Source organism: Streptomyces reniochalinae (genome assembly GCF_003323735.1).
GTDB lineage: Bacteria > Actinomycetota > Actinomycetes > Streptomycetales > Streptomycetaceae > Streptomyces > Streptomyces reniochalinae.
In genome coordinates this window covers 152,262-171,204 of sequence record NZ_QOIM01000038.1, presented here as the reverse complement: position 1 = coordinate 171,204, position 18,943 = coordinate 152,262, and the positions used below count along the sequence as shown (strand labels likewise).

The following is an 18,943-nucleotide window of genomic DNA, read 5'->3' as shown; positions in this document are numbered from 1 at the left end:
TGCGAGCTCTCACCTGACGAGGTGTCAGCTTTGCCTCGCCGCCGGCCACCCCACCGGGAGGTGGACATGCGTGCTCTCATCGCCGCCGGGATCGGACTGGTGGCCGCCCTCGCACTCGTCTTCGCGATCACGGCGAGGGGCGCCCCACCCGGCGAAACCTCGAAAGAGCCCCTGCACACCACCGTCCCCGAGCACCCGTAGGCAGGGAGGCAGCATGCGCCGCAGAGCGAGCCTTGTCCTGCTGGCCTTCGCGGTCTTTTTCGCCGCGCTCTCGCCGCTCATCCGCTGGTACGCCTTCCCGCGGCTGGCGAAGATTCCGCCCAGCCAGTACCAGTCCATGGTTTTGGAGGCGAAGAACGCGACCCTCCTCGACTACGCCACCATGCAGTCGAAGAAGGTGCCCAAGGTCAGCATCGTGCAGACCCTCAAGGGCGACGTGGAGGCCGCCGGGAAGGTGAAGGACCGCACAGGGCGCGACGTCGTCGTGTGGGACACGCTCAGCTACGTCGCCGACGACAAGGGCAAGATGGTCTCCGGCATCCCGGAGCGGTACGTCTTCGACGCCCACTCCCAAGAGCCCGTGCACACCGGGGGCGAGCACGTCGACCACGACACGGTGCGCCGCGAGGGCATCGAGTACAAGTGGCCGTTCCTGGTCGAGAAGCGCGACTACGAGTACTTCGACTTCCAGACCCGCACTTCCGCGCCCATCCACTACAAGGGCACCCGCACCGTGCACGGCCTTCAGACCTACTACTTCGAGCAGACCATCCCCTGGACGAAGGTGCAGGTCCCCAGGGCACTGCCGCTGGGAGCCACCCCCGAGACGGTCGAACAGATCGGTCTTGAGCGCTGGTACACCACCAAGAGGATGTTCTGGGTCGACCCCGTCACGGGGGCGCCGGTGGACGGGCAGGAGATCCACAAGGAGGAGATGCGCTGGAAGGACCAGCCGGACAAGAAACCCCTCACGGCGTTCGCCGGGCACGTGAAGATGCGCCCCGACTTCCAGGCCGAGACCGTCGACCTGGTCACCTCCCAGCGCCGGCTCGTACTCGCCCTGACGACCTACCTGCCCTGGGGCTTCCTCGTGCTGGGCGGTGCGCTGCTGGCCCTCTCCCTCACCCTGGAGGCACGCGCCCGCGGGCGCGGCTCGGCGGACGGTGCGAAGGCCGCCGGCGGCGGGGGCGACGACAGCGGCCCGGGCGGCGGTGGCGGTGGCGACGGCGGCGCGGACGGTGGGGGCCCCGGCGGCACCCTCGGTGCCGAGGAGGGCGCGGTCACCGTCCGCGGGCAGCCCGAAGGCGCGGGCAGGTAGCCCGAGTCGCCGCCGCCACTGCCAGGCGGCCTCACGACGCCGGGCCGCGGGCTCTGGTGTGCCGGGTGGGTTCCGCCGTGGCGGGGTCCAGCGGCCACGGGTGCCTGGGGTAGCGCCCGCGCAGCTCGGCCCGCACGCTCCGGTAGCCCTCCGCCCAGAAGGAGGCCAGGTCGGCCGTGACGGCGGCCGGGCGTCCCGCGGGAGAGAGCAGATGGACGAGCAGCGGTACCCGCCCGTCCGCCACGCGGGGCGTGACGCGTGCGCCGAACATCTCCTGGAGCTTGACCGCCAGCACCGGCTGCTCGGGCTCGTAGTCGACACGGATCCGGGATCCGGAGGGCACCTCGATCCGCTCCGGCGCCAGCTCGTCGAGGCGCGCCGCCTGGCCACTGGACCACGGCAGCAGCCCCGACAGGACGTCGCGCGCCTCCACCCGGGCCAGGTCGGCCCGGGAGAGCACATGGCCGAGCCACTCGTCGGCCCGTGCCAGCAGCGCCTCGTCCGAGACGTCGGGCCACGGCTCGCCCAGCGTGCGGTGGAGGAAGCCGATCCTGCGGCGCAGCGCTCGCGCGCTCGGCGACCACCGCAGCAGCCCGGGCCCGTGCTGCCGCAGCCCCTCCAGCGCCGCCTCGCGCAGCAGCGCGCCCGGCGGGTTCCGCAGTGGCCGGACGGCCAGCTGGACCGCGCCCAGCGATTCCACCTCGCGGGCCACCACGTCGCCGCCCTGTCCCTGCGGCCCCGCGGCGGGATCCCAGCGCACCTCCTCGCGCACCTCGTGCAGGGCGCCCGCCGCACCGAGGGCTGTCGGCTCGTCGACGGCCGCCGCCAGCCGGATCCGTGCCGAGGCGGACCCCGCGGGGCGGTCCGCGACGGCGACGGCCAGCCACGGCGCGCCCCCCAGCCGGCTGCCGGCGGCCGGCTCGGCCCGCGTCCCGCCGGTCATCAGATAGGAGCCCTGCCGCTGTGCCCGGCCGATCCGCTCGGGCTGCGCGAGCGCGACGACCGTGCCGACCCCCGCCTCGTCCGTCAGCCCCTCCGGGCGCGGCACCTCCTCGCCCAGCAGCGCTCGCAGCCGCCGCACCTCGGCGTTCCACCGCGCACCGTACGGATCGGCCCTGCCCGCCGTACGGGCCCGCCGCAGCGCCTGAGCCGCGTCGTCCCCGTAGGCGCGCGGCACCTCCTCGCTCAACAGCGCCACCGTCTCGCTCGCCAGTTCGCTGCCCACGACGGCGGCGCCGTCCAGCAGGGCGCGGGCCAGCCGGGGGTGCACGCCGGTACGGGCCATCCGCCGCCCCCGCGCCGTCACCCGCGAGCCCCCTTCCACGGCGCCGACGGCGCGCAACGTCTCGTGGGCCGCGCGCATCGCCCCCGCAGGCGGGGGATCGAGCAGCGCCAGCCCCCGCGCGTCGGGCTCTCCCCAGCAGGCTGCTTGAAGCGCGAAGGCCGTCAGATCGGCGACGGTGATCTCCGGCGACGGCTCCCGCGGCCGCCCCGCCTCCTCGGCCGCCGCCCAGCACGCGTAGGCGACCCCCGGCGCCTGGCGTCCAGCGCGGCCGCGCCGCTGCTGCACCCCGGCGCGCGAGACCCGCACCGTGGTCAGCGACGTCAGGCCGCGCGCGTGGTCCGTACGGGGCTCACGGGCGAGCCCCGCGTCCACCACCACGCGCACGCCGGGCACCGTCAGGCTCGACTCCGCCACCGACGTCGCCAGGATCACCCGGCGCTCACCGTCCGCACCCGCGTCCCCGCTGCCGCGCAGCACCTCGTCCTGCGTCCGTGCGGGCGCCCGCCCGTGCAGCTGGAACACCCGTGCGTCCACCCGCTCCAGCAGAGCCGCCACCCGACCGATCTCCCCCACGCCCGGCAGGAAGCACAGCACGTCGCCCCGGGGGACCTCCTCCAGCGCGCGGCGGACCGTCGCCGCCACGTGGCGCAGCAGCGCCGGGTCCACCCACGTGCCGTGCGCGGGCCGCACCTGAGCGGGCGGCGGCGCGTACCGCACCTCCACCGGGTGGCTCGTCCCCCGTCCGGGTACGACAGGAGCGGACAGCAGCCGCGCCCACGCCGCACTGTCCTGCGTCGCCGACGCGGCGATCACCCGCAGTTCGGGGCGGAGCGCGGCACGCACGTCCAGCAGGAAAGCCAGCGCCGTGTCCGCGTCCAGGTGCCGCTCGTGGCACTCGTCCATCACGACGACGTCCACGCCGGGCAGCTCCTGGTCCCGTTGGAGACGTTGCAGCAGCACGCCCGTCGTGACGACCTCCACCCGGGTACGCGGCCCCACCCGGCGCTCGCCCCGCACCGTGAAGCCCACGCTCTCGCCGGGACGCTCGTCCAGCAGCCACGCCATCCGGCGCGCCGCCGACCGCGCGGCCATCCGGCGCGGCTCCGCGACCAGCACGCTTCGGGCGGGCGCCCCGTCGTCGAGGAGCCCCGCCAGGGCAAGGGGGAGCAGCGTCGTCTTGCCGGTGCCAGGCGGCGCGTGCACCACGGCCGAGCCGTGTGTATCGAGGGCCTCGCGCAGCCGCGGCAGGGCTTCGGCGATGGGAAGCTGAGCCAAGAGGGAGTCACGGAGCACCGGGCGATTGTCCCCGTCTCCTGACCCGGGCTTGAGCCTGGGGGAAAGTACCGGGGCCCCTCACACGCGGGTGCACACGAAGATCGCCGTACCCGGCACCAGCCGTCCCCGCAGGGGAGACCATCCGCCCCACACCTGCTGGTTCCACTCGGGCCACTCGGGCTCGACCAGGTCGTCGAGCCGGAAACCCGCGCCGACCAGGTCCCGCACCCGGTCTCCCAGCGTCCGGTGGTGCTCGGCGTACACGGTGTGTCCGCCCGCGTCCTGCTCCACGTACGGCGTCCGGTCGAAGTAGGAGTTCACGATGGTCAGCCCCTCGGGGCCCGGCTCGTCCGCCAGGGTCCAGCGCAGCGGGTGGGTCAGCGAGAAGACCCACCGCCCACCGGGCCGGAGCACCCGCGCCACCTGGGCGAAGACCCGTTCGGGGTCGGCCACGAACGGGAGCGCCCCGAAGGCGGAACAGGCCAGGTCGAAGGAGCCGTCCGCGAAGGGCAGGGCCCGGGCGTCCGCTTCGACCAGCGGGAACGCGGCGTCGCCGCCCTGCCCGGCGCCGATCCGCAGGGCGTGCTGGAGCTGCCGGTGGGAGAGGTCGAGGGCGACGGGCCTGGCGCCCTGGTCCGCCAGCCACCGCGAGCACTGGGCGGCACCCGCGCCGACCTCCAGCACCCTGAGGCCCCGCAGCTGCTCGGCGGGCCCGAGCAGGCGCGCTTCCGCCTCGTCGAGCCCCTCGGGGCCCCAGACGAAGCGGGCGTCCCCGAGGAAGTCGCCGTGGTCGTTCTGGTACTCGTCCGCGTTGCGGTCCCACCATCCGCGGTTGGCCCGGCTGCTCTCGCGGCCGCCGGCGGGCCGCCGCACCGCCTCGGCGTCGTCGTCGGGAGAGCCGCCGGTGCCGGGGGCGTCGAGGGGGCCGCGCGGGCCGAGGTGGTCACCGTCCGTCATCGCCGGGCCACCCGAGGGGTGGACGTCGCCGTCCACCTCGTGCTTTTGTTCCATCGCACCTGTAGTCGTACCCTTCGTCGAAGCGCGCCGCCGAGCGCCGCGGGGGTCCGCCGGGTGGTCCGCCGGACACCGCGGGAGCGGGTCGTACGGGGTCATCTGCCCCTCTGTCGAGGCGAGTTCTGCCGGAAATGGCGCCTTCCGTCCCAGGTGTGCTCTTTCGCGCATTGACCATGCCCAGCGGCCCCCGTATGCTACAAGTTGCGCTGCGGGCCTGCGTGCCTCGGACGGAGCAGGCCGCGCTCGCATCTGTTGTATGTCCCCTCGGGTTTCCGGCTTATCTGGCTGTCCGGCTGACTTGCATGCGGTGCGATCAAAGGGCTCTCGGCGTAGCAGTACCTACGACTTCATGTCCGTACCGGAGACCCTTTCCCACATGACGAGCAGCACCGAGACTTCCGCCACCAGCCCGCAGGTTGCGGTCAACGACATCGGTTCCGAGGAAGCCTTCCTCGCCGCGATCGACGAGACGATCAAGTACTTCAACGACGGCGACATCGTCGACGGCGTCATCGTGAAGGTCGACCGGGACGAGGTCCTGCTCGACATCGGTTACAAGACCGAAGGTGTCATCCCTTCCCGAGAGCTGTCGATCAAGCACGACGTCGACCCCAACGAGGTCGTCGCCGTCGGTGACGAGATCGAGGCCCTCGTTCTCCAGAAGGAGGACAAGGAAGGCCGCCTGATCCTCTCGAAGAAGCGCGCCCAGTACGAGCGCGCCTGGGGCACCATCGAGAAGATCAAGGAAGAGGACGGCATCGTCACCGGTACCGTCATCGAGGTCGTCAAGGGCGGCCTCATCCTCGACATCGGCCTGCGCGGCTTCCTCCCGGCCTCCCTGGTCGAGATGCGCCGCGTCCGCGACCTCCAGCCGTACGTCGGCAAGGAGCTCGAGGCCAAGATCATCGAGCTGGACAAGAACCGCAACAACGTGGTTCTCTCCCGCCGCGCCTGGCTGGAGCAGACCCAGAGCGAGGTCCGCCAGACCTTCCTCACCACCCTCCAGAAGGGCCAGGTGCGCTCCGGCGTCGTCTCCTCCATCGTCAACTTCGGCGCCTTCGTCGACCTGGGCGGCGTGGACGGTCTGGTCCACGTCTCCGAGCTGTCCTGGAAGCACATCGACCACCCCTCCGAGGTCGTCGAGGTCGGCCAGGAGGTCACGGTCGAGGTCCTGGACGTCGACATGGACCGCGAGCGCGTCTCCCTGTCGCTCAAGGCGACCCAGGAAGACCCGTGGCAGCAGTTCGCCCGGACCCACCAGATCGGCCAGGTCGTGCCCGGCAAGGTCACCAAGCTGGTGCCGTTCGGTGCGTTCGTCCGCGTCGACGAGGGCATCGAGGGTCTGGTCCACATCTCCGAGCTGGCCGAGCGCCACGTGGAGATCCCGGAGCAGGTCGTCCAGGTCAACGACGAGATCTTCGTCAAGGTCATCGACATCGACCTGGAGCGCCGCCGCATCAGCCTCTCGCTGAAGCAGGCCAACGAGGCCTTCGGTGCGGACCCGACCGCGGTCGAGTTCGACCCGACCCTCTACGGCATGGCCGCGTCCTACGACGACCAGGGCAACTACATCTACCCCGAGGGCTTCGACCCCGAGACCAACGACTGGCTCGAGGGCTACGAGAAGCAGCGCGAGGAGTGGGAGAACCAGTACGCGGTCGCCCAGTCCCGCTTCGAGGCGCACCAGGCCCAGGTCATCAAGTCCCGCGAGGCCGACGAGCAGGCGGCGGCCGAGGGCGCCACTGGCGGCGGCCAGGGCGGCGGCCAGGGTGGTGGCCAGAGCGGCGGCGGCTCGTACTCCTCGGAGGGTTCCGACGAGGACTCGGGCGCGCTGGCCTCCGACGAGGCGCTGGCGGCTCTCCGCGAGAAGCTGGCGGGTGGCCAGAGCTGAGCCCTTCTCCCGGCCCCGCTGCCGGGAGGTGCCTCCGGCCGCCGGGGTGACCCGGCAACCGCTGAGGTGATCAGCCGACACGAGGCCCGCATCCCCTACGGGATGCGGGCCTCGCTGCGTCTTCCGCGCCTGCCGCCGTGTCGCCGGCCCAGCGGACGGTGCCCACCCCTGACGGGCCGCGCACGGAGGCGGTACGGCTGATTTGGGTGGCCGCCGGCATGCCGGACCTTCGGGTGGACGTGCGCGGCACCAGAAGTGGCCGGGCCTGCCGCGCCTGAGTGGCCGGGTCTGAGACGGGGCTCGGCGGCGAGGTCGCGAGGCGCGGCCTCCCGGCGCCCCCACCCGAGCGCGCCGCGTGCGACGAGCGTGCCGCCGGGCCGAGGCGCGCGTGCGGGAATGCGGGAAGGCGGGGCGGCGTTGTCGGAGGTATGCGAATGGAGCGGGAATCCTTGTACGCGTGGGATCAGGCCGGGCTCGACGCCGTGGACGCGGTGATCGGGGAGCCCGACAGCGCCGGACTCGTGATGCTGTACCACTTCGAGGGCTTCATGGACGCCGGTGACACCGGCGAACAGCTCGTGGAGCAGTTGCTGGAGACCCGGCCGTACGTCACGGTCGCCCGCTTCGACGTGGACCGCCTCATCGACTACCGGGCGCGGCGCCCGATGATGACGTTCCGCAATGACAGCTGGGTGTCCTACGAGACGCCCCGCCTGGAACTGCGGCTGATGCGGGACGCGACGGACGCGCCGTTCCTGCTGCTTTCCGGTCCTGAACCGGACAACGAGTGGGAGGGGTTCACCGAGGCCGTCCGCGAGATCGTCGAGCGGGTCAGGGCGCGGCTGTCCGTGACGTTCCACGGCATCCCGATGGGCGTCCCCCACACCCGCCCCGTCGGCCTGACGCCCCACGGCAACCGCACCGAACTGGTGCCCGCGCAGCGCTCCGTCTTCGAAGAGGCCCAGGTGCCCGGCAGTGCGGCCGCACTGATCGAGCTGCGGCTGTCGGAGAGCGGGCACGGCGTCCTCGGCGTCGCCGCGCACGTCCCCCACTACATCGCCCGCTCCCGGTATCCGGACGCGGCGCTCGTCGTCGCCGAGGCGATCACCTCCGCGACCGGCCTGGTCCTGCCCGAGACGGCGCACGCGCTGCGCACGGAGGCACTGCGGACGCAGAACGAGATCGAGCGGCAGCTCGCGGAGGGGGACGAGGAACTCGTCTCGGTGGTCCGCGGCCTGGAGCAGCAGTACGACGCCGTGGCGGGCGCGGAGACCCGTGGCAACCTGGTGGCCGAACCCGTGGAGCTGCCCTCGGCCGACGAACTCGGCGCCGTTTTCGAGAAGTTCCTCGCCGACCGCGAGAGCGAGCAGGGCCGCGGGCAGGGCCCGGACAGCGGCGACCGGGACTGACCGGGCCGGCCGCCGCCGCACCGTATAGCGTGACCCGCATGCTGAAGGTGGGTCTGACGGGCGGAATCGGAGCGGGCAAGAGCGAGGTGTCGCGGCTGCTCGCCGCGCACGGCGCCGTCATCGTGGACGCCGACCGGATCGCGCGGGAGGTCGTGGAGCCCGGCACACCCGGTCTCGCGGCGGTCGTCGCCGAGTTCGGCGAGGAGGTGCTCACCCCCGAAGGCAGCCTCGACCGGGCACGCCTCGGCTCCCTCGTCTTTGCGGATCCTGACCGCCTCGCCGCGCTGAACGCCCTCGTGCACCCCGCGGTGGGTGAGCGCTCGGCGCAGTTGGAGCGGGAGGCGGCCGAGGCGGATCCGCAGGCGATCGTCGTCCACGACGTGCCGCTGCTGACCGAGAACGGACTCGCGCCGCTCTACGACCGTGTGGTGGTCGTGGACGCGTCCCCCGAGACACAGCTGGACCGGCTCGTGCGGCTGCGCGGCATGGCCGAGGAGGAGGCCAGGGCCCGTATGGCGGCACAGGCCGGCCGGGAACAGCGGCTGGCCGTCGCGGACATCGTGATCGACAACGACGGCCCGCTGGAGGGGCTGGCGCCCCGGGTGCGGGAGGTGTGGGAACAGCTGCGGGAGGCCGGCCGGCGCCGGCCCGACGCCGGCTCCAGCCCGGGTTCCGGCTCCGTTTGAGCGACGGGTTGCGGCCCTCTGCCCGGCCGCGGCCGGGTGGCCGGGGCACCGGCGCGCGTCGCGGGAATGGACGCGGTCGATCCGGCGTTGTGCTCTGCCGGAACCCGAAGGAGAGGGCAGTGCTGTGACGAGCCCCGAGACGAACCTCATCCAGTTCCGTGCCGCGGAGCAGCTGCTGGAAGCGCGCGACCCGCGCGGCGCGGTCGACCTCCTCGACGGTGTGATCGAAGAGCACCCCGAACACCTGGGTGCGCGGCTGCTGCGCGCCCGCGCGTACTTCCTGGCCGCCCGCCTCAGGTCGGCCGAGCAGGAGTTCCAGTGGGTGCTGGAGCGCGAGCCCGACAACGCGTTCGCGCACTTCGCGCTCGCCCGCACCCTCCAGCGGGGGGCGCGGGATCAGGAGGCCCGCGCGCACTTCAAGCTGGCCGCCGCGCTCAACCCGCGGCCCGACTTCGTGGAGGCGGCCGGCTTCGACGACTTCGCGCCTCCCGAGCCGGGCTCGACGGAGGATCTCGGCAACTGAGGCCGCGCGGGCGAGAGCGCTCGGGCCGGGTGTCCGGCGCTTCCGCGCGGCCCATCGCGCACTGCACGCCCGGCGTGCGCGCCCCGTGCGCCACCCGTTCGTGTGGTCCCGCGCCAGTGGGCGAGCGCGGCGAGGTCGTCTCCGCGCGGCCCGCGCCGGGGTCCACGTGGTGGAGGAGCGCGGCGCCGGGGTGCGCGGCGACGAACCGGTGTTCCTTCGCCGTCACCGCGCCGTCCACCCAGGCGAAGGGCCTTCTGGCCGCTGACGCCACCACGTGCCGCGTCTTGAACAACAGCCCGTCCACCTCGGGCAGTTCCAGCCGCCGACGCGCCGCGAAGGGGTTGAGGGGCCCGTCGACAGGGAGCATCAGCAGCGGACGTGCCGCCGGCGCGGACGCGTCTCGTCCGTCACACCAGACCCTCCCTCTCGGCCGCGGCCGCCACGGCGAGGAGGTCGGCCTCCCTGCCGTGCGGCGCCACCAATTGCAGTCCGACCGGCGCGCCGTCCGCCATCCGTCCGGCCGGGATGCTCAGCGCGGGGTGCCCCGTGACGTTGAAGGCCCAGGTGAGCGCGACGCTCAGGGCCGCCCCCGGCCCCTCGTGCCCGTGGGGCGGCCCCGGCGTGGTGGGCGTGGCGAGCACGTCCACCTCCGCGAAGACGCCCTCCAGCGCGCGGGCGAGAGCGGACGCGGTACGCGCCGCCGCAGCGGACACACCGTTCGTACGGGCCGCAGGGCGGTCCGTACAGGCTGTACGGGAGGCACGGTCCGAACGGGCGCCAACGCGCGCACGAGAGGTCACGGGGGAGGGACGCATCGCGTCCGGGGCGCGCATCTCCCGCCAGCACTGTGCGGGATCGGGCAGCAGGACGGTGACGGCAGGGCGCGGGGCGGTGATCCGCGCCCTCGTCAGAGCCTCCAGGAGCCCGTGCGCCGCGTCCGCCACCTCGTCCTCGGTGTCCGCGAAACCGAGCGTCGCGGACCATGCCGTCCGGACGGGGCGCGAGGGTGTCGTACACGTCGGCGGGACGGTTCCGGTGCTTGAGCCGACGCCGTTGCCGCTCTCTTGGAGCGCTGCGACGTAGGCGGCGGCGTCACGAGCCGTACGGGCCAGCGGGCCGGGCGCGCTGCGGACCGTGCGGCCCTGTGCGGGCGCGAGGCCGCCCGTCGTCTTCAGCCCGATGACGGCGCACCAGGCGGCCGGGATACGGACGGACCCCGCGCCGTCGCTTCCCGTGGCGAGCGGCACCATGCGGGCGGCGACGGCCGCCGCCGAACCCGCGGAGGAACCGCCGGGGCTCCACCGGGGACCGAGGGGGTTGCGCGTGGGGCCGCGTTCGGTGGCGCCCCAGGTCTGCCACTCGGTGCCGGGGCCCGGCGTGGCGGTCGCGCCGACGGGCACACAGCCCGCGGCCATCAGCCGGGCGAGCCGTGGCGAGGTCACCCGCTGCGTGTTCTTCACGCCCAGCGGGACTCCGGCGAGCGGCAGCCGCGCGCCCGCGCGGACAGCCCGGTCGACCTCGGCGGCGCGTTCGGCGGCCCACGCGGGCCACGTCTCGGTGAAGGCGCGGACCGTCCCGTCGGACGCGGCGATCCGCGCCAGCGCGACCTCGGCGACCTCCCTGGCGGTCAGACGCCCTTCCGACACCCCGGCGGCGATCTCGCACGCGCTCAGGCCGGCGTACGCGTCCGTGTCGAGCCCCGCCGGAGTCCGGCGGCTTCCCCGGTCCCCGTCCCCGTCCATGAGGGAGACGGTACAAGCGGGAGACGGTGCGGGCAGGAGACTGTGCGAGCGGGAACCGGTACAACCGCGAGGCGGGATGGCACGGTGTCGGTGGCGGCATCTACCGTATGGCGTATGGACATTGACGCCGCGCTCACTCTGGCCACGACCGCCGCCTCAGTCGCCGCGGGCAGCGCCGCGGGCGCGGCCGGGCAGTCGGCATGGGAGTCGCTCCTCGCCCTCGCACGGCGCGTGGGCGGCCGCCGTCCCGACGGGGCCCCGGCGCCTGACGAGGGCGGTCTCGCGGCGGTCGACCCCTCCGACGAGGCGCAGGTCCGCGTGCTGACCAGCTGGCTCGGCGAGCAGGCCCGTGCCGACGAGGAGTTCGCCGCCCTCCTGCGCGGGTGGGCGGAACGGCACGCCCCCGTGCTGCGGGCCGAGCGCTCCGAGGTCCACAACACCGTCTCGGGAACGGCGCAGGTGAGCGGGCCCGTGATTCAGGCGCGCGACATCCACGGCGGCATCAACCTCGGCTGAGGGACGTCAATCCGCCCAGGCACCGGGCGGGTGGTCCGGTGGAACGAGATCGGCGACGAGCCCGTAGTGGTCGCTCACCTGCACCCCGTCCACCGGTTCGACCATGACGCGTCGGCATCCGGAGACGTGCAGCGTGGGGCCGTGCGGCCCGCAGCCGACCAGGATGTAGTCGAGGCGCCGCTCCCCCGCCTCCGGCATGTCGCCGCGGCGGACGAGCGGATTCTCGGGGGTGAACGTCGGCCCCGGCTCGGGTGCCCCGTCGGGGCGCGCGCTCGCCCACACGTCCTGGTAGCAGGCGCTCGTCCCGTCCAGTGACTGGAAGCCCCGCAGGAACCGGATGCTCGCCGCGTCGGGCGTGGCGTCGAAGTCGCCCAGGAGCAGCGTGTGCCGCGCGGAGTACTCGTCGGCCATCTCCGCGACGAGCCGGGCGGTGACCAGCGCCTGCTGTTCGCGCTCCAGTTCCCACCCGTAGGGCCAGCTCGGCTTGTGGTGCCCCACGAGCAGCGGACCGAACGGTTCGGGCAATGGCAACAGCGCGGTCACGACGCCGCACCACTCGGTGCGCGCCGTGCGGTCCGAGACGGCGAGCGGGTCGGCCGTGACGGCGGCGAACGGTGTGCGCGCCGCGAGCACCGCTCCGACGCCGTCCGAGCCGTACCGGGGGTGGGGCAGAACGTGCCACCCGTCGTCGGCGAGCGCGGCCACATCGGCACGGGTGACCTCCTGGAGCGCCAGCACGTCAGGGGCCAGTCCGGCCAGCTCGCGGGCCAGCACAGCCCTTCGGCCGACGCCGTCGGCGTACTCGGGCGCCAGCACGTTCATGGTCATCACCCGCACGGGACGAAACGCTACCCCCACCGGCACGGTGTCGACCGCCGTACTGCTCCGACCTGGGATTCCCTTGATCACGGGAGGGGTTGTCAGTGGCCGCTCCTAGACTCGTCCGCGAGTTGAGGGTGGTGTGTGCGGTGAGTGCGGAAGCGGTGGCGCGTACGGGGTCGGAAACGCGTGAGGGGTCGGCGAGCGGTGCGGATCTTCTACGGTGCGCCGCGGTGTTCCTGCCGGGGGAGGTGCCACGGCAGGGGCGCGTGGCGTTCTGGGCGGTCGACGGGGGTGAGCTGCCCGAGGTGGGCGAGCCGGCGGAGCTGACGGTGCTGCGGCCCGACGCGGAGGAGGTCAGGCCGCACGCGGTGGCGGCCCGCCTGATGGGGGTGGGAGAGGCGCTGCCCGTCCTGATGAGGGCGCGTACCGCCGGGCGGGCACACCCGGCCGCCGCCTGCTGGGGCGCCGCCGCGTTGCAGGGCATGCGGCTGGTGGCCCGGGGGCGTCTGGTGCCGGGCCTGGGGGAGGGCGGCACGGACGTGTGGCGGGCGGGACCGCTGGACGAGGAGGACGTGACGCATCTGCGCGCCGTGGCCGCCGCGATGCCCCCTCAGGCGCACGCGGTACCGGTGGAGCCGGGCTCCGTCCGACCGGGTCCGGGCGCGTCCGGTCGGGCGGCGCCCGGGCCGCTGCGGGTGCCGGAGCCGGAAGGGCTGGTGCGTGCCTTCCTGGACGCGGTGGCCGACGTGCTGCCCCGTACGCCGGCCGGCCCCGCGGCGGCGGGCTCCGCCTTCGCCGCGAGGGAGCCGCAGCGGCTCGCGGAGCGTTACCCGCGGCTGCGCCAGTGGGCCGCCGAGGTGGCGGCCGGCACCGAGGCCGGAATCCGGATCTCCCTCCGTCTCGACCTCTCGGCCGACCGCCTCTTCGACGGCGGCCCGGACGAGCCCCCCGCTCCCGCGCCTCCGCGTACGTACGGGGAAGGGGAGGTGGTGCCGGCGGCAGCCGACGGAGGGGCCCTCGGCGGTGGCACCTCCGTCGGCGGGGCCTCCGGGGAGGACGGTCCTCCCCGGTCCGACCCCTACGTCGCCGCTGCCGTCGTGCAGGCGGCGAGCATCGCGGACGCCCTGCTGGTCGCGGACGTGGGCGCGCTGTGGCGGGGCGAGGCGGAGTATCTGGGCCCCCGCGCCCGCGTGGACACCGTCCTGGCCATCCGGCGTGCGGCCCGCGTCTGGCCGCCGCTGGGACGGCTGTTGGAGCGGCCGACACCGGACGTGCTGCCGCTGACGGAGCCGGAGCTGGAGGATCTGCTGGGCCGCGCGGCACGCGACCTGGCCGCGGCGGACGTGGCCGTGCACTGGCCGCGCACGCTGGTGCGCGAGCTGCTCAGCGCGACGGCGGTCGTCCGCCCGGGCCCGCAGGCCCCGGGCACGGCGGCGGACGGTTTCGGCTTCTTCAAGGAAGAGCAACTGCTGGAGTTCCGCTGGCAGATCGCCCTGGGGGGAGAGCCGCTCACCGACGGTGAGATGGACGAGCTGGCGGAATCCCACCGCCCCCTGGTGCGGCTGCGGGACCAGTGGGTGCTGGTGGATCCGGAGCTGGTCCGCAAGGCACGCAAGCGGCACCTCGGGCTGCTCTCGCCCGGGGACGCGCTCGCGGTCGCGCTCTCGGGAGAGGCCGAGGTCGACGGCGAGCAGGTCACGGCGGTTCCCGAGGGCGCGTTGGCCGCGCTGCGCGACCGTCTCGACGAGGCGGCGCGCGGGACGGCGGGCCCTCCGGGAGTCCGGAGCGACCCGGGTGTGACCGCGCCCGCACGGCTGAACGCCGTGCTGCGCGGCTATCAGCTCCAGGGACTCGCCTGGCTGGAGCTGATGACGTCGCTGAGGCTGGGCGGCTGCCTCGCCGACGACATGGGTCTGGGCAAGACCGTCACCCTCATCGCGCTCCACCTGCGCCGTGCGGAGCGCGGCGAGGCGACGCCGACACTGGTCGTCTGCCCCGCGTCGCTGCTGGGCAACTGGCAGCGGGAGCTGGCCAGGTTCGCACCGGACGTGCCCGTCAGGCGCTACCACGGTCCCGGACGCACCCTCGACGGGCTCGACGAGGGGGAGGGCGGGTTCGTCCTGACGACCTACGGCACCCTGCGCGGCAGCGCCGAGCGCCTCGCGGCCCTGAGGTGGGGACTGGTCGTCGCGGACGAGGCGCAGCACGTCAAGAACGCGTACTCCGCGACCGCCCGCGCCCTGCGCACCCTCCCCGCCGCCGCGCGCGTCGCCCTCACCGGCACGCCGGTGGAGAACAACCTCTCCGAGCTGTGGGCGCTGCTCGACTGGACGACGCCGGGGCTGCTCGGCCCCCTCAAGACGTTCCGCGCCCGCCACGCGCGAGCGGTCGAGAGCGGTGAGGACCCGGAGGCGACGGAACGGCTGGCCCGGCTCGTGAGGCCCTTCCTGTTGCGCCGCCGGAAGTCCGACCCCGGCATCGTCCCCGAGCTGCCGCCCAAGACGGAGACGGACCACACGGTCGAGCTGACCCGCGAGCAGGCGTCGCTGTACGAGGCGGTGGTGCGCGAGACGATGGCCCGTATCGAGGCGGCCGAGGGCATGGAGCGGCGCGGCCTGGTGATGAAGCTGCTGACCTCACTCAAGCAGATCTGCAACCACCCGGCGCAGTACCTGCGGGAGGGCACCGGGAGAAGTGCGGCCGCTCGTCTTCCGAGCAGCTCCGCCGGCGGGCCCGCGCCGCGCCTCCCGGCCCGGTCGGGTGCTCCCGGCAGCGGCCTCACCCGCTCGGGAAAGCTGGGCCTGCTGGACGAACTGCTGGCCACGATTTTGGCGGAGGGCGGTTCGGTACTGGTGTTCACGCAGTACGTGGCAATGGCACGGCTGTTGGAGGCGCACCTGGCCCAACGGCGCATCGGCGCGCAGCTGCTGCACGGGGGCACGTCCGTCGCCCGACGGGAGGAGATGGTGGACGCCTTCCAGGCCGGGGAGGCACCCGTCTTCCTGCTCTCCCTCAAAGCGGCGGGCACCGGTCTGAACCTGACGCGGGCAGGGCACGTCATCCACTACGACCGCTGGTGGAACCCCGCCGTCGAGGAACAGGCGACCGACCGCGCCTACCGCATCGGCCAGACCCAGCCCGTGCAGGTCCACCGCCTGGTGACGTCGGGCACTGTGGAGGACCGCATCGCCCAGCTCCTCGACGCCAAGCGGCAGTTGGCCGATGCCGTACTCAGCGGGGGCGAGGCGGCGCTGACGGAGCTGACGGACGCACAACTCGCCGACCTGGTGTCACTGCGGAGGCGGTCGTGAAGGGGTTCGCGGAAGGGGGAGGGGCGGCACGGGCCGGGGCAGGGACCGGAGCTGGCGCGGAACGGGACGGTGAGAGGTACCCGTTGCCGCGGGACGCCAGTGCGTACGGCTTGCTGGGCGGAGCGTGGGTCAGGGCGGTCCAGGCCGCGGCGGGCGACAGCGCGGGCGATGTGGCCCGGCTGGCGCGGGGGCGTGCCTACGCGCACGAGGGCGGGGTGTTCACGGTGCGGGTGGGGCCCGGCCGGGTCTCCGCGTACGTCAGCGGCAGCCGCCCGCGCCCCTACCGCGCCCAATGGCGCCTGCCTCCGCTGTCGGAGCGGGGGTGGCACACCTTCCTGGAGACGCTCGCGTCCCGGCCCGCGCACGTGGCCGCCGTGCTGGACGGTGCGATACCGCCGCAGGCCCTCGCCGAGGCCGCCTTGGCCGGCGCCCGGCTGCTGCCGGAGCCGGGCGATCTGACCCCGGTGTGCAGCTGCCCTGACCAGGGCTCCCCCTGCAAACACGCCGCCGCCCTCGGCTACGAGGCGGGCCGCCTCCTGGACGGCGACCCGGAGCTGCTGTTCCGCCTGCGCGGTCGCAGTGCGCAGGCCGTACGGGAAGAACTCCTCAAGCAAGCCACGGCGCACGAGGCCACCGTCCTGTGGGGTCGTCTCCCGGACCGGGGCCCAGGCCCCGGTCCGGCCCAGAGCTACGGACCGCTCCCCGTCGGTCAGAAGCCGCCTGGGGCAGCGGTGGCGGACGCGGAGGGCGAGCCTCCGGGCGGACGGCTGGAGTCGGCCGGAGGACCGGAGCCGGGTGGTGGCCCGGAGCCCGGGCCGGGTCCGGTGGGCGATGCCGCTCCGGTGGGTGATCCCGGACCGCCGGCCGAGCTGGGATGGCCGGAACGGCTGGTGCCCGAGCCGGGAGTGGGGCAGGCGGCCGACGGTGGCGCAGGGAGTGAGGCTGTTCGCCCCGGGGGCGCGATCCCCGCGCCGGGCTCACCCGAGTCGGGCTCACCCGAGTCGGGCTCCGCCGTGCCGGATCCCGCCGTGCCGGGCTCCGCCGTACCGGATCCCGCCGTACCGGGCTCCGCCGTACCGGGCTCGACCGGGTCGGGCTCCGGCGGGGTGCGCTCTGTCGAGGGGGAGAGGGTCGAGGGGCCCAAGGGGGGCCTCTCGGGGGCGGACACCGTTGAGGGAAGCACGCCCGGTGCCACCGCTCTGGGTGCCTCCGTCGCGGGTGGCACCGGCGCTCCTGGTAGCTCCGGCGCCATGGGTACCGTGCTCGCCCGGGAGGTCTTCGCGACATCCGTGCGGCCTCCCTTGCCGCCCCTCCTGCCTCCGCCGGACGAGGCGGACGAGCCGCGGGCGGTGTATCCGGAGCTGGCGGGTGCGCCCAGCGCGGACGCCCTCGCGTTCATGGCAGTGGACGCGGCGACTCGCGCCCGGCAAGCCCTCGACACGGCCGGTGAGGAGTCCGCCGACGAGCAGCCCGGGTCGGGCCCGCCCCCGGACCCGTTGCCGGAGCTGTCGCTGTGGCACGACACCATCCGGCTCGCCGCCACCCATCCGCGGCTCACCGGCCGTCGTACCCTTTCGCCGCTGTTCGCCGCGCTTGCCCGGACGGCGGGGCGCGAGGTGCTGGAGTTGGCCCGTGCCGCGGCGGCCTGGCGGCAGGGCGGGCAGACCGGGCTCGAGGTGCTGGACACCGTCTGGGACCCGCCCGCGGGCCCTTTCGACCGGGGCCGCAGTGCCCTCGCCGCTCTGGGCATCGCCATGACCATCCACCGCAACCGCCTCACCCACACCTCCCGGCCTGTCCAACTGCGGTACGGCAAGGACGGCCGCTGGTATCCGTACCGCGCGGAACCCGCCGGCGGCTCGGCGGCGAGCAGAACACCCGAAGCGGAGGCTCAGGACGCCCTCGCAGGGGCAGGGGCAGGGGCAGGGGCAGAGGCGGAGGCGGAGTGGTGGCCCGAGGGAACTGCCGCTTTCGATCCCGTACGGGCGCTGACGGGCCTGCGGGAGCGGTGACGTCCTCTCACACCGCGTCCGCCGAGCCCACCCTGTCCGCCGGGTCCACCGCGCTCGCCGCGTCCACCACATCCGCCACCTCCTTCGCGTTCACCCCGTCCACCGCGTCGTCCGCGTTCGTGTGGCCGCGTGCGGCTGCGACGGCTCGGTCGGTCTCCTCCTGGATGAGATCGGCGTTGATCTGAGCGGCCGCCGCGGCACCGGCTGCCGCCGCGGCACCGACCTGGGCGGCCAGATCGGTGACGTTGCCCGCGACCCACAGGCCCGGCACCTCGGTGCGTCCGGTCGCGTCGCCCGGTACGTACTCGCCCATGGGGTGCTCGGCGGTGCGCAGGCCGAGAGCGGCGAGGAATCCGGCTCTGGCCACCAGCCGTGAGGCGACGGCGACGGTGTCGCGGTCGATCACCGCGCCGTCGGCCAGCCGGATCCCCGACAGCCGGCCCTCGGTGATCCGCAGGCCCGTCACCTCTCCCTCGACCACACGGATGCCCCGGGCGGCGAGCTGTTCGGACTGCTCCTCGGTGGGCGGCGGCATGGTGTGCGAGAACAGGGTGACGTCCGCGCTCCACTGGCGGAGCAGCAGCGCCTGGTGCACCGCCATCGGGCCGTTGGCCAGCACCCCGATGGCACGGTCGCGGACTTCCCAGCCGTGGCAGTACGGGCAGTGCACCACGTCACGGCCCCAGCGCTCGCGCAGCCCCGGCACCTGCGGCAGTTCGTCCACCACGCCGGTGGTGAGCAGCAGCCGTCGGGCGTGGACGGTGCGGCTGTCACTCAGCGCCACCTCGAAGCCGTCCCGGGTGCGGATGGCCGCGCACACCTCGCCGGGGACCACGTGTCCGCCGTAGTGGCGCACTTCTCGCCGGCCGCGTGCGAGGAGTTCGGCCGGGCTCATCCCCTCTCTGGCCAGGAGCCCGTGCACGGCGTCGGCCGGGGCGTTGCGTGGCTGTCCTGCGTCGAGCACGGCCACCGAGCGCCGGGCCCTGGCCAGCATGAGCGCTCCGTTGAGCCCCGCGGCACCGCCGCCGACCACCACGACGTCGTAGCTGTCGGCGAGCGGGACGCTCGGATCGTTCAGCTCGCCGGACACCGCGTTCAGTCCCTGGTTCTGTTCTTCGGCCATCGGTGACCACCTCCAC

General features: G+C 74.2%; 14 protein-coding genes. 9 read left to right on the top strand and 5 right to left on the bottom strand.

The genetic code is table 11. The annotated features are described in order from the left end of the window. The first annotated feature begins 66 nt into the window (after window positions 1-66). The gene (locus tag DQ392_RS20265; RefSeq protein ID WP_114017063.1) at window positions 67-201 is read left to right on the top strand and encodes an SPW_0924 family protein; all 135 of its coding nucleotides are present in this window, start codon (window positions 67-69) and stop codon (window positions 199-201) included. Window positions 202-214: 13 nt separating this feature from the next. Then, a complete protein-coding gene (pgfA, locus tag DQ392_RS20260) occupies window positions 215-1,318 on the top strand; it encodes a cell envelope lipid trafficking protein PgfA (protein WP_114017062.1) in 1,104 nt (367 codons plus the stop codon). Window positions 1,319-1,349: 31 nt separating this feature from the next. Here pgfA and hrpB read toward each other — a convergent pair whose 3' ends face one another. Together hrpB and DQ392_RS20250 are read right to left on the bottom strand one after the other, a co-directional pair. Beyond that, entirely contained in the window at window positions 1,350-3,896 is a 2,547-nt protein-coding gene (gene hrpB, locus DQ392_RS20255) for an ATP-dependent helicase HrpB (RefSeq protein WP_114017061.1), read from the bottom strand. A gap of 60 nt (window positions 3,897-3,956) precedes the next feature. Then, window positions 3,957-4,889 carry a class I SAM-dependent methyltransferase gene (locus DQ392_RS20250; protein ID WP_181856500.1) on the bottom strand — a complete coding sequence of 311 codons (933 nt, stop codon included), beginning with the start codon at window positions 4,887-4,889 and terminating at the stop codon, window positions 3,957-3,959. Window positions 4,890-5,268: 379 nt separating this feature from the next. Here DQ392_RS20250 and rpsA point away from each other — a divergent pair, with 379 nt between their 5' ends. The 4 genes from rpsA (at window position 5,269) to DQ392_RS20230 (ending at window position 9,401) form a co-directional block, all read left to right on the top strand. Continuing rightward, window positions 5,269-6,783, top strand: a complete 1,515-nt coding sequence (gene rpsA, locus DQ392_RS20245; RefSeq protein WP_114017060.1) for a 30S ribosomal protein S1 — start codon at window positions 5,269-5,271, stop codon at window positions 6,781-6,783. Between the two features lie 428 nt (window positions 6,784-7,211). Then, the gene (locus tag DQ392_RS20240; protein ID WP_114017059.1) at window positions 7,212-8,192 is read left to right on the top strand and encodes a proteasome assembly chaperone family protein; all 981 of its coding nucleotides are present in this window, start codon (window positions 7,212-7,214) and stop codon (window positions 8,190-8,192) included. A 38-nt stretch (window positions 8,193-8,230) separates the two neighbouring features. Then, window positions 8,231-8,878: a dephospho-CoA kinase gene (gene coaE, locus DQ392_RS20235; RefSeq protein WP_114017058.1), complete on the top strand. Its 648-nt coding sequence runs from the start codon at window positions 8,231-8,233 to the stop codon at window positions 8,876-8,878. Between the two features lie 124 nt (window positions 8,879-9,002). Next, on the top strand, window positions 9,003-9,401 hold the full coding sequence (locus tag DQ392_RS20230; protein ID WP_114017057.1) for a tetratricopeptide repeat protein: 399 nt from the start codon (window positions 9,003-9,005) through the stop codon (window positions 9,399-9,401). Between the two features lie 407 nt (window positions 9,402-9,808). On the opposite strand, the gene DQ392_RS20220 is transcribed toward DQ392_RS20230, so the two are convergent. Then, window positions 9,809-11,143, bottom strand: a complete 1,335-nt coding sequence (locus DQ392_RS20220) for an amidase family protein (protein WP_114017055.1) — start codon at window positions 11,141-11,143, stop codon at window positions 9,809-9,811. Between the two features lie 114 nt (window positions 11,144-11,257). Here DQ392_RS20220 and DQ392_RS20215 point away from each other — a divergent pair, with 114 nt between their 5' ends. Next, complete coding sequence (locus DQ392_RS20215) at window positions 11,258-11,659, top strand: hypothetical protein (protein WP_114017054.1); 402 nt, start codon at window positions 11,258-11,260, stop codon at window positions 11,657-11,659. 6 nt (window positions 11,660-11,665) lie between these two features. Here DQ392_RS20215 and DQ392_RS20210 read toward each other — a convergent pair whose 3' ends face one another. Continuing rightward, window positions 11,666-12,487 (bottom strand): endonuclease/exonuclease/phosphatase family protein, encoded by an 822-nt coding sequence (locus DQ392_RS20210; RefSeq protein ID WP_114017053.1) that lies wholly within the window; start codon window positions 12,485-12,487, stop codon window positions 11,666-11,668. Between the two features lie 224 nt (window positions 12,488-12,711). On the opposite strand from DQ392_RS20210, the gene DQ392_RS20205 reads away from it, so the two are divergent. Both DQ392_RS20205 and DQ392_RS34840 read left to right on the top strand, forming a co-directional pair. Further along, window positions 12,712-15,792 (top strand): DEAD/DEAH box helicase, encoded by a 3,081-nt coding sequence (locus tag DQ392_RS20205; protein WP_245981694.1) that lies wholly within the window; start codon window positions 12,712-12,714, stop codon window positions 15,790-15,792. 110 nt (window positions 15,793-15,902) lie between these two features. Continuing rightward, window positions 15,903-17,804, top strand: coding sequence for an SWIM zinc finger family protein (locus tag DQ392_RS34840; protein WP_245981692.1), 1,902 nt, complete (start codon window positions 15,903-15,905; stop codon window positions 17,802-17,804). A gap of 7 nt (window positions 17,805-17,811) precedes the next feature. On the opposite strand, the gene DQ392_RS20195 is transcribed toward DQ392_RS34840, so the two are convergent. Further along, window positions 17,812-18,927, bottom strand: a complete 1,116-nt coding sequence (locus DQ392_RS20195) for an NAD(P)/FAD-dependent oxidoreductase (RefSeq protein WP_114017051.1) — start codon at window positions 18,925-18,927, stop codon at window positions 17,812-17,814. Window positions 18,928-18,943: the final 16 nt, after the last annotated feature.

What these genes read in the sequence shown, in the direction of transcription:
- DQ392_RS20265 (WP_114017063.1), top strand. Translation starts at nt 67, where the DNA reads ATGCGTGCTCTCATCGCCGCCGGGATCGGACTGGTGGCCGCCCTCGCA.
- pgfA (WP_114017062.1), top strand. Translation starts at nt 215, where the DNA reads ATGCGCCGCAGAGCGAGCCTTGTCCTGCTGGCCTTCGCGGTCTTTTTC.
- DQ392_RS20250 (WP_181856500.1), bottom strand. Translation starts at nt 4,889, where the DNA reads ATGGAACAAAAGCACGAGGTGGACGGCGACGTCCACCCCTCGGGTGGC.
- rpsA (WP_114017060.1), top strand. Translation starts at nt 5,269, where the DNA reads ATGACGAGCAGCACCGAGACTTCCGCCACCAGCCCGCAGGTTGCGGTC.
- DQ392_RS20240 (WP_114017059.1), top strand. Translation starts at nt 7,212, where the DNA reads ATGCGAATGGAGCGGGAATCCTTGTACGCGTGGGATCAGGCCGGGCTC.
- coaE (WP_114017058.1), top strand. Translation starts at nt 8,231, where the DNA reads ATGCTGAAGGTGGGTCTGACGGGCGGAATCGGAGCGGGCAAGAGCGAG.
- DQ392_RS20220 (WP_114017055.1), bottom strand. Translation starts at nt 11,143, where the DNA reads ATGGACGGGGACGGGGACCGGGGAAGCCGCCGGACTCCGGCGGGGCTC.
- DQ392_RS20215 (WP_114017054.1), top strand. Translation starts at nt 11,258, where the DNA reads ATGGACATTGACGCCGCGCTCACTCTGGCCACGACCGCCGCCTCAGTC.
- DQ392_RS20210 (WP_114017053.1), bottom strand. Translation starts at nt 12,487, where the DNA reads ATGACCATGAACGTGCTGGCGCCCGAGTACGCCGACGGCGTCGGCCGA.
- DQ392_RS20195 (WP_114017051.1), bottom strand. Translation starts at nt 18,927, where the DNA reads ATGGCCGAAGAACAGAACCAGGGACTGAACGCGGTGTCCGGCGAGCTG.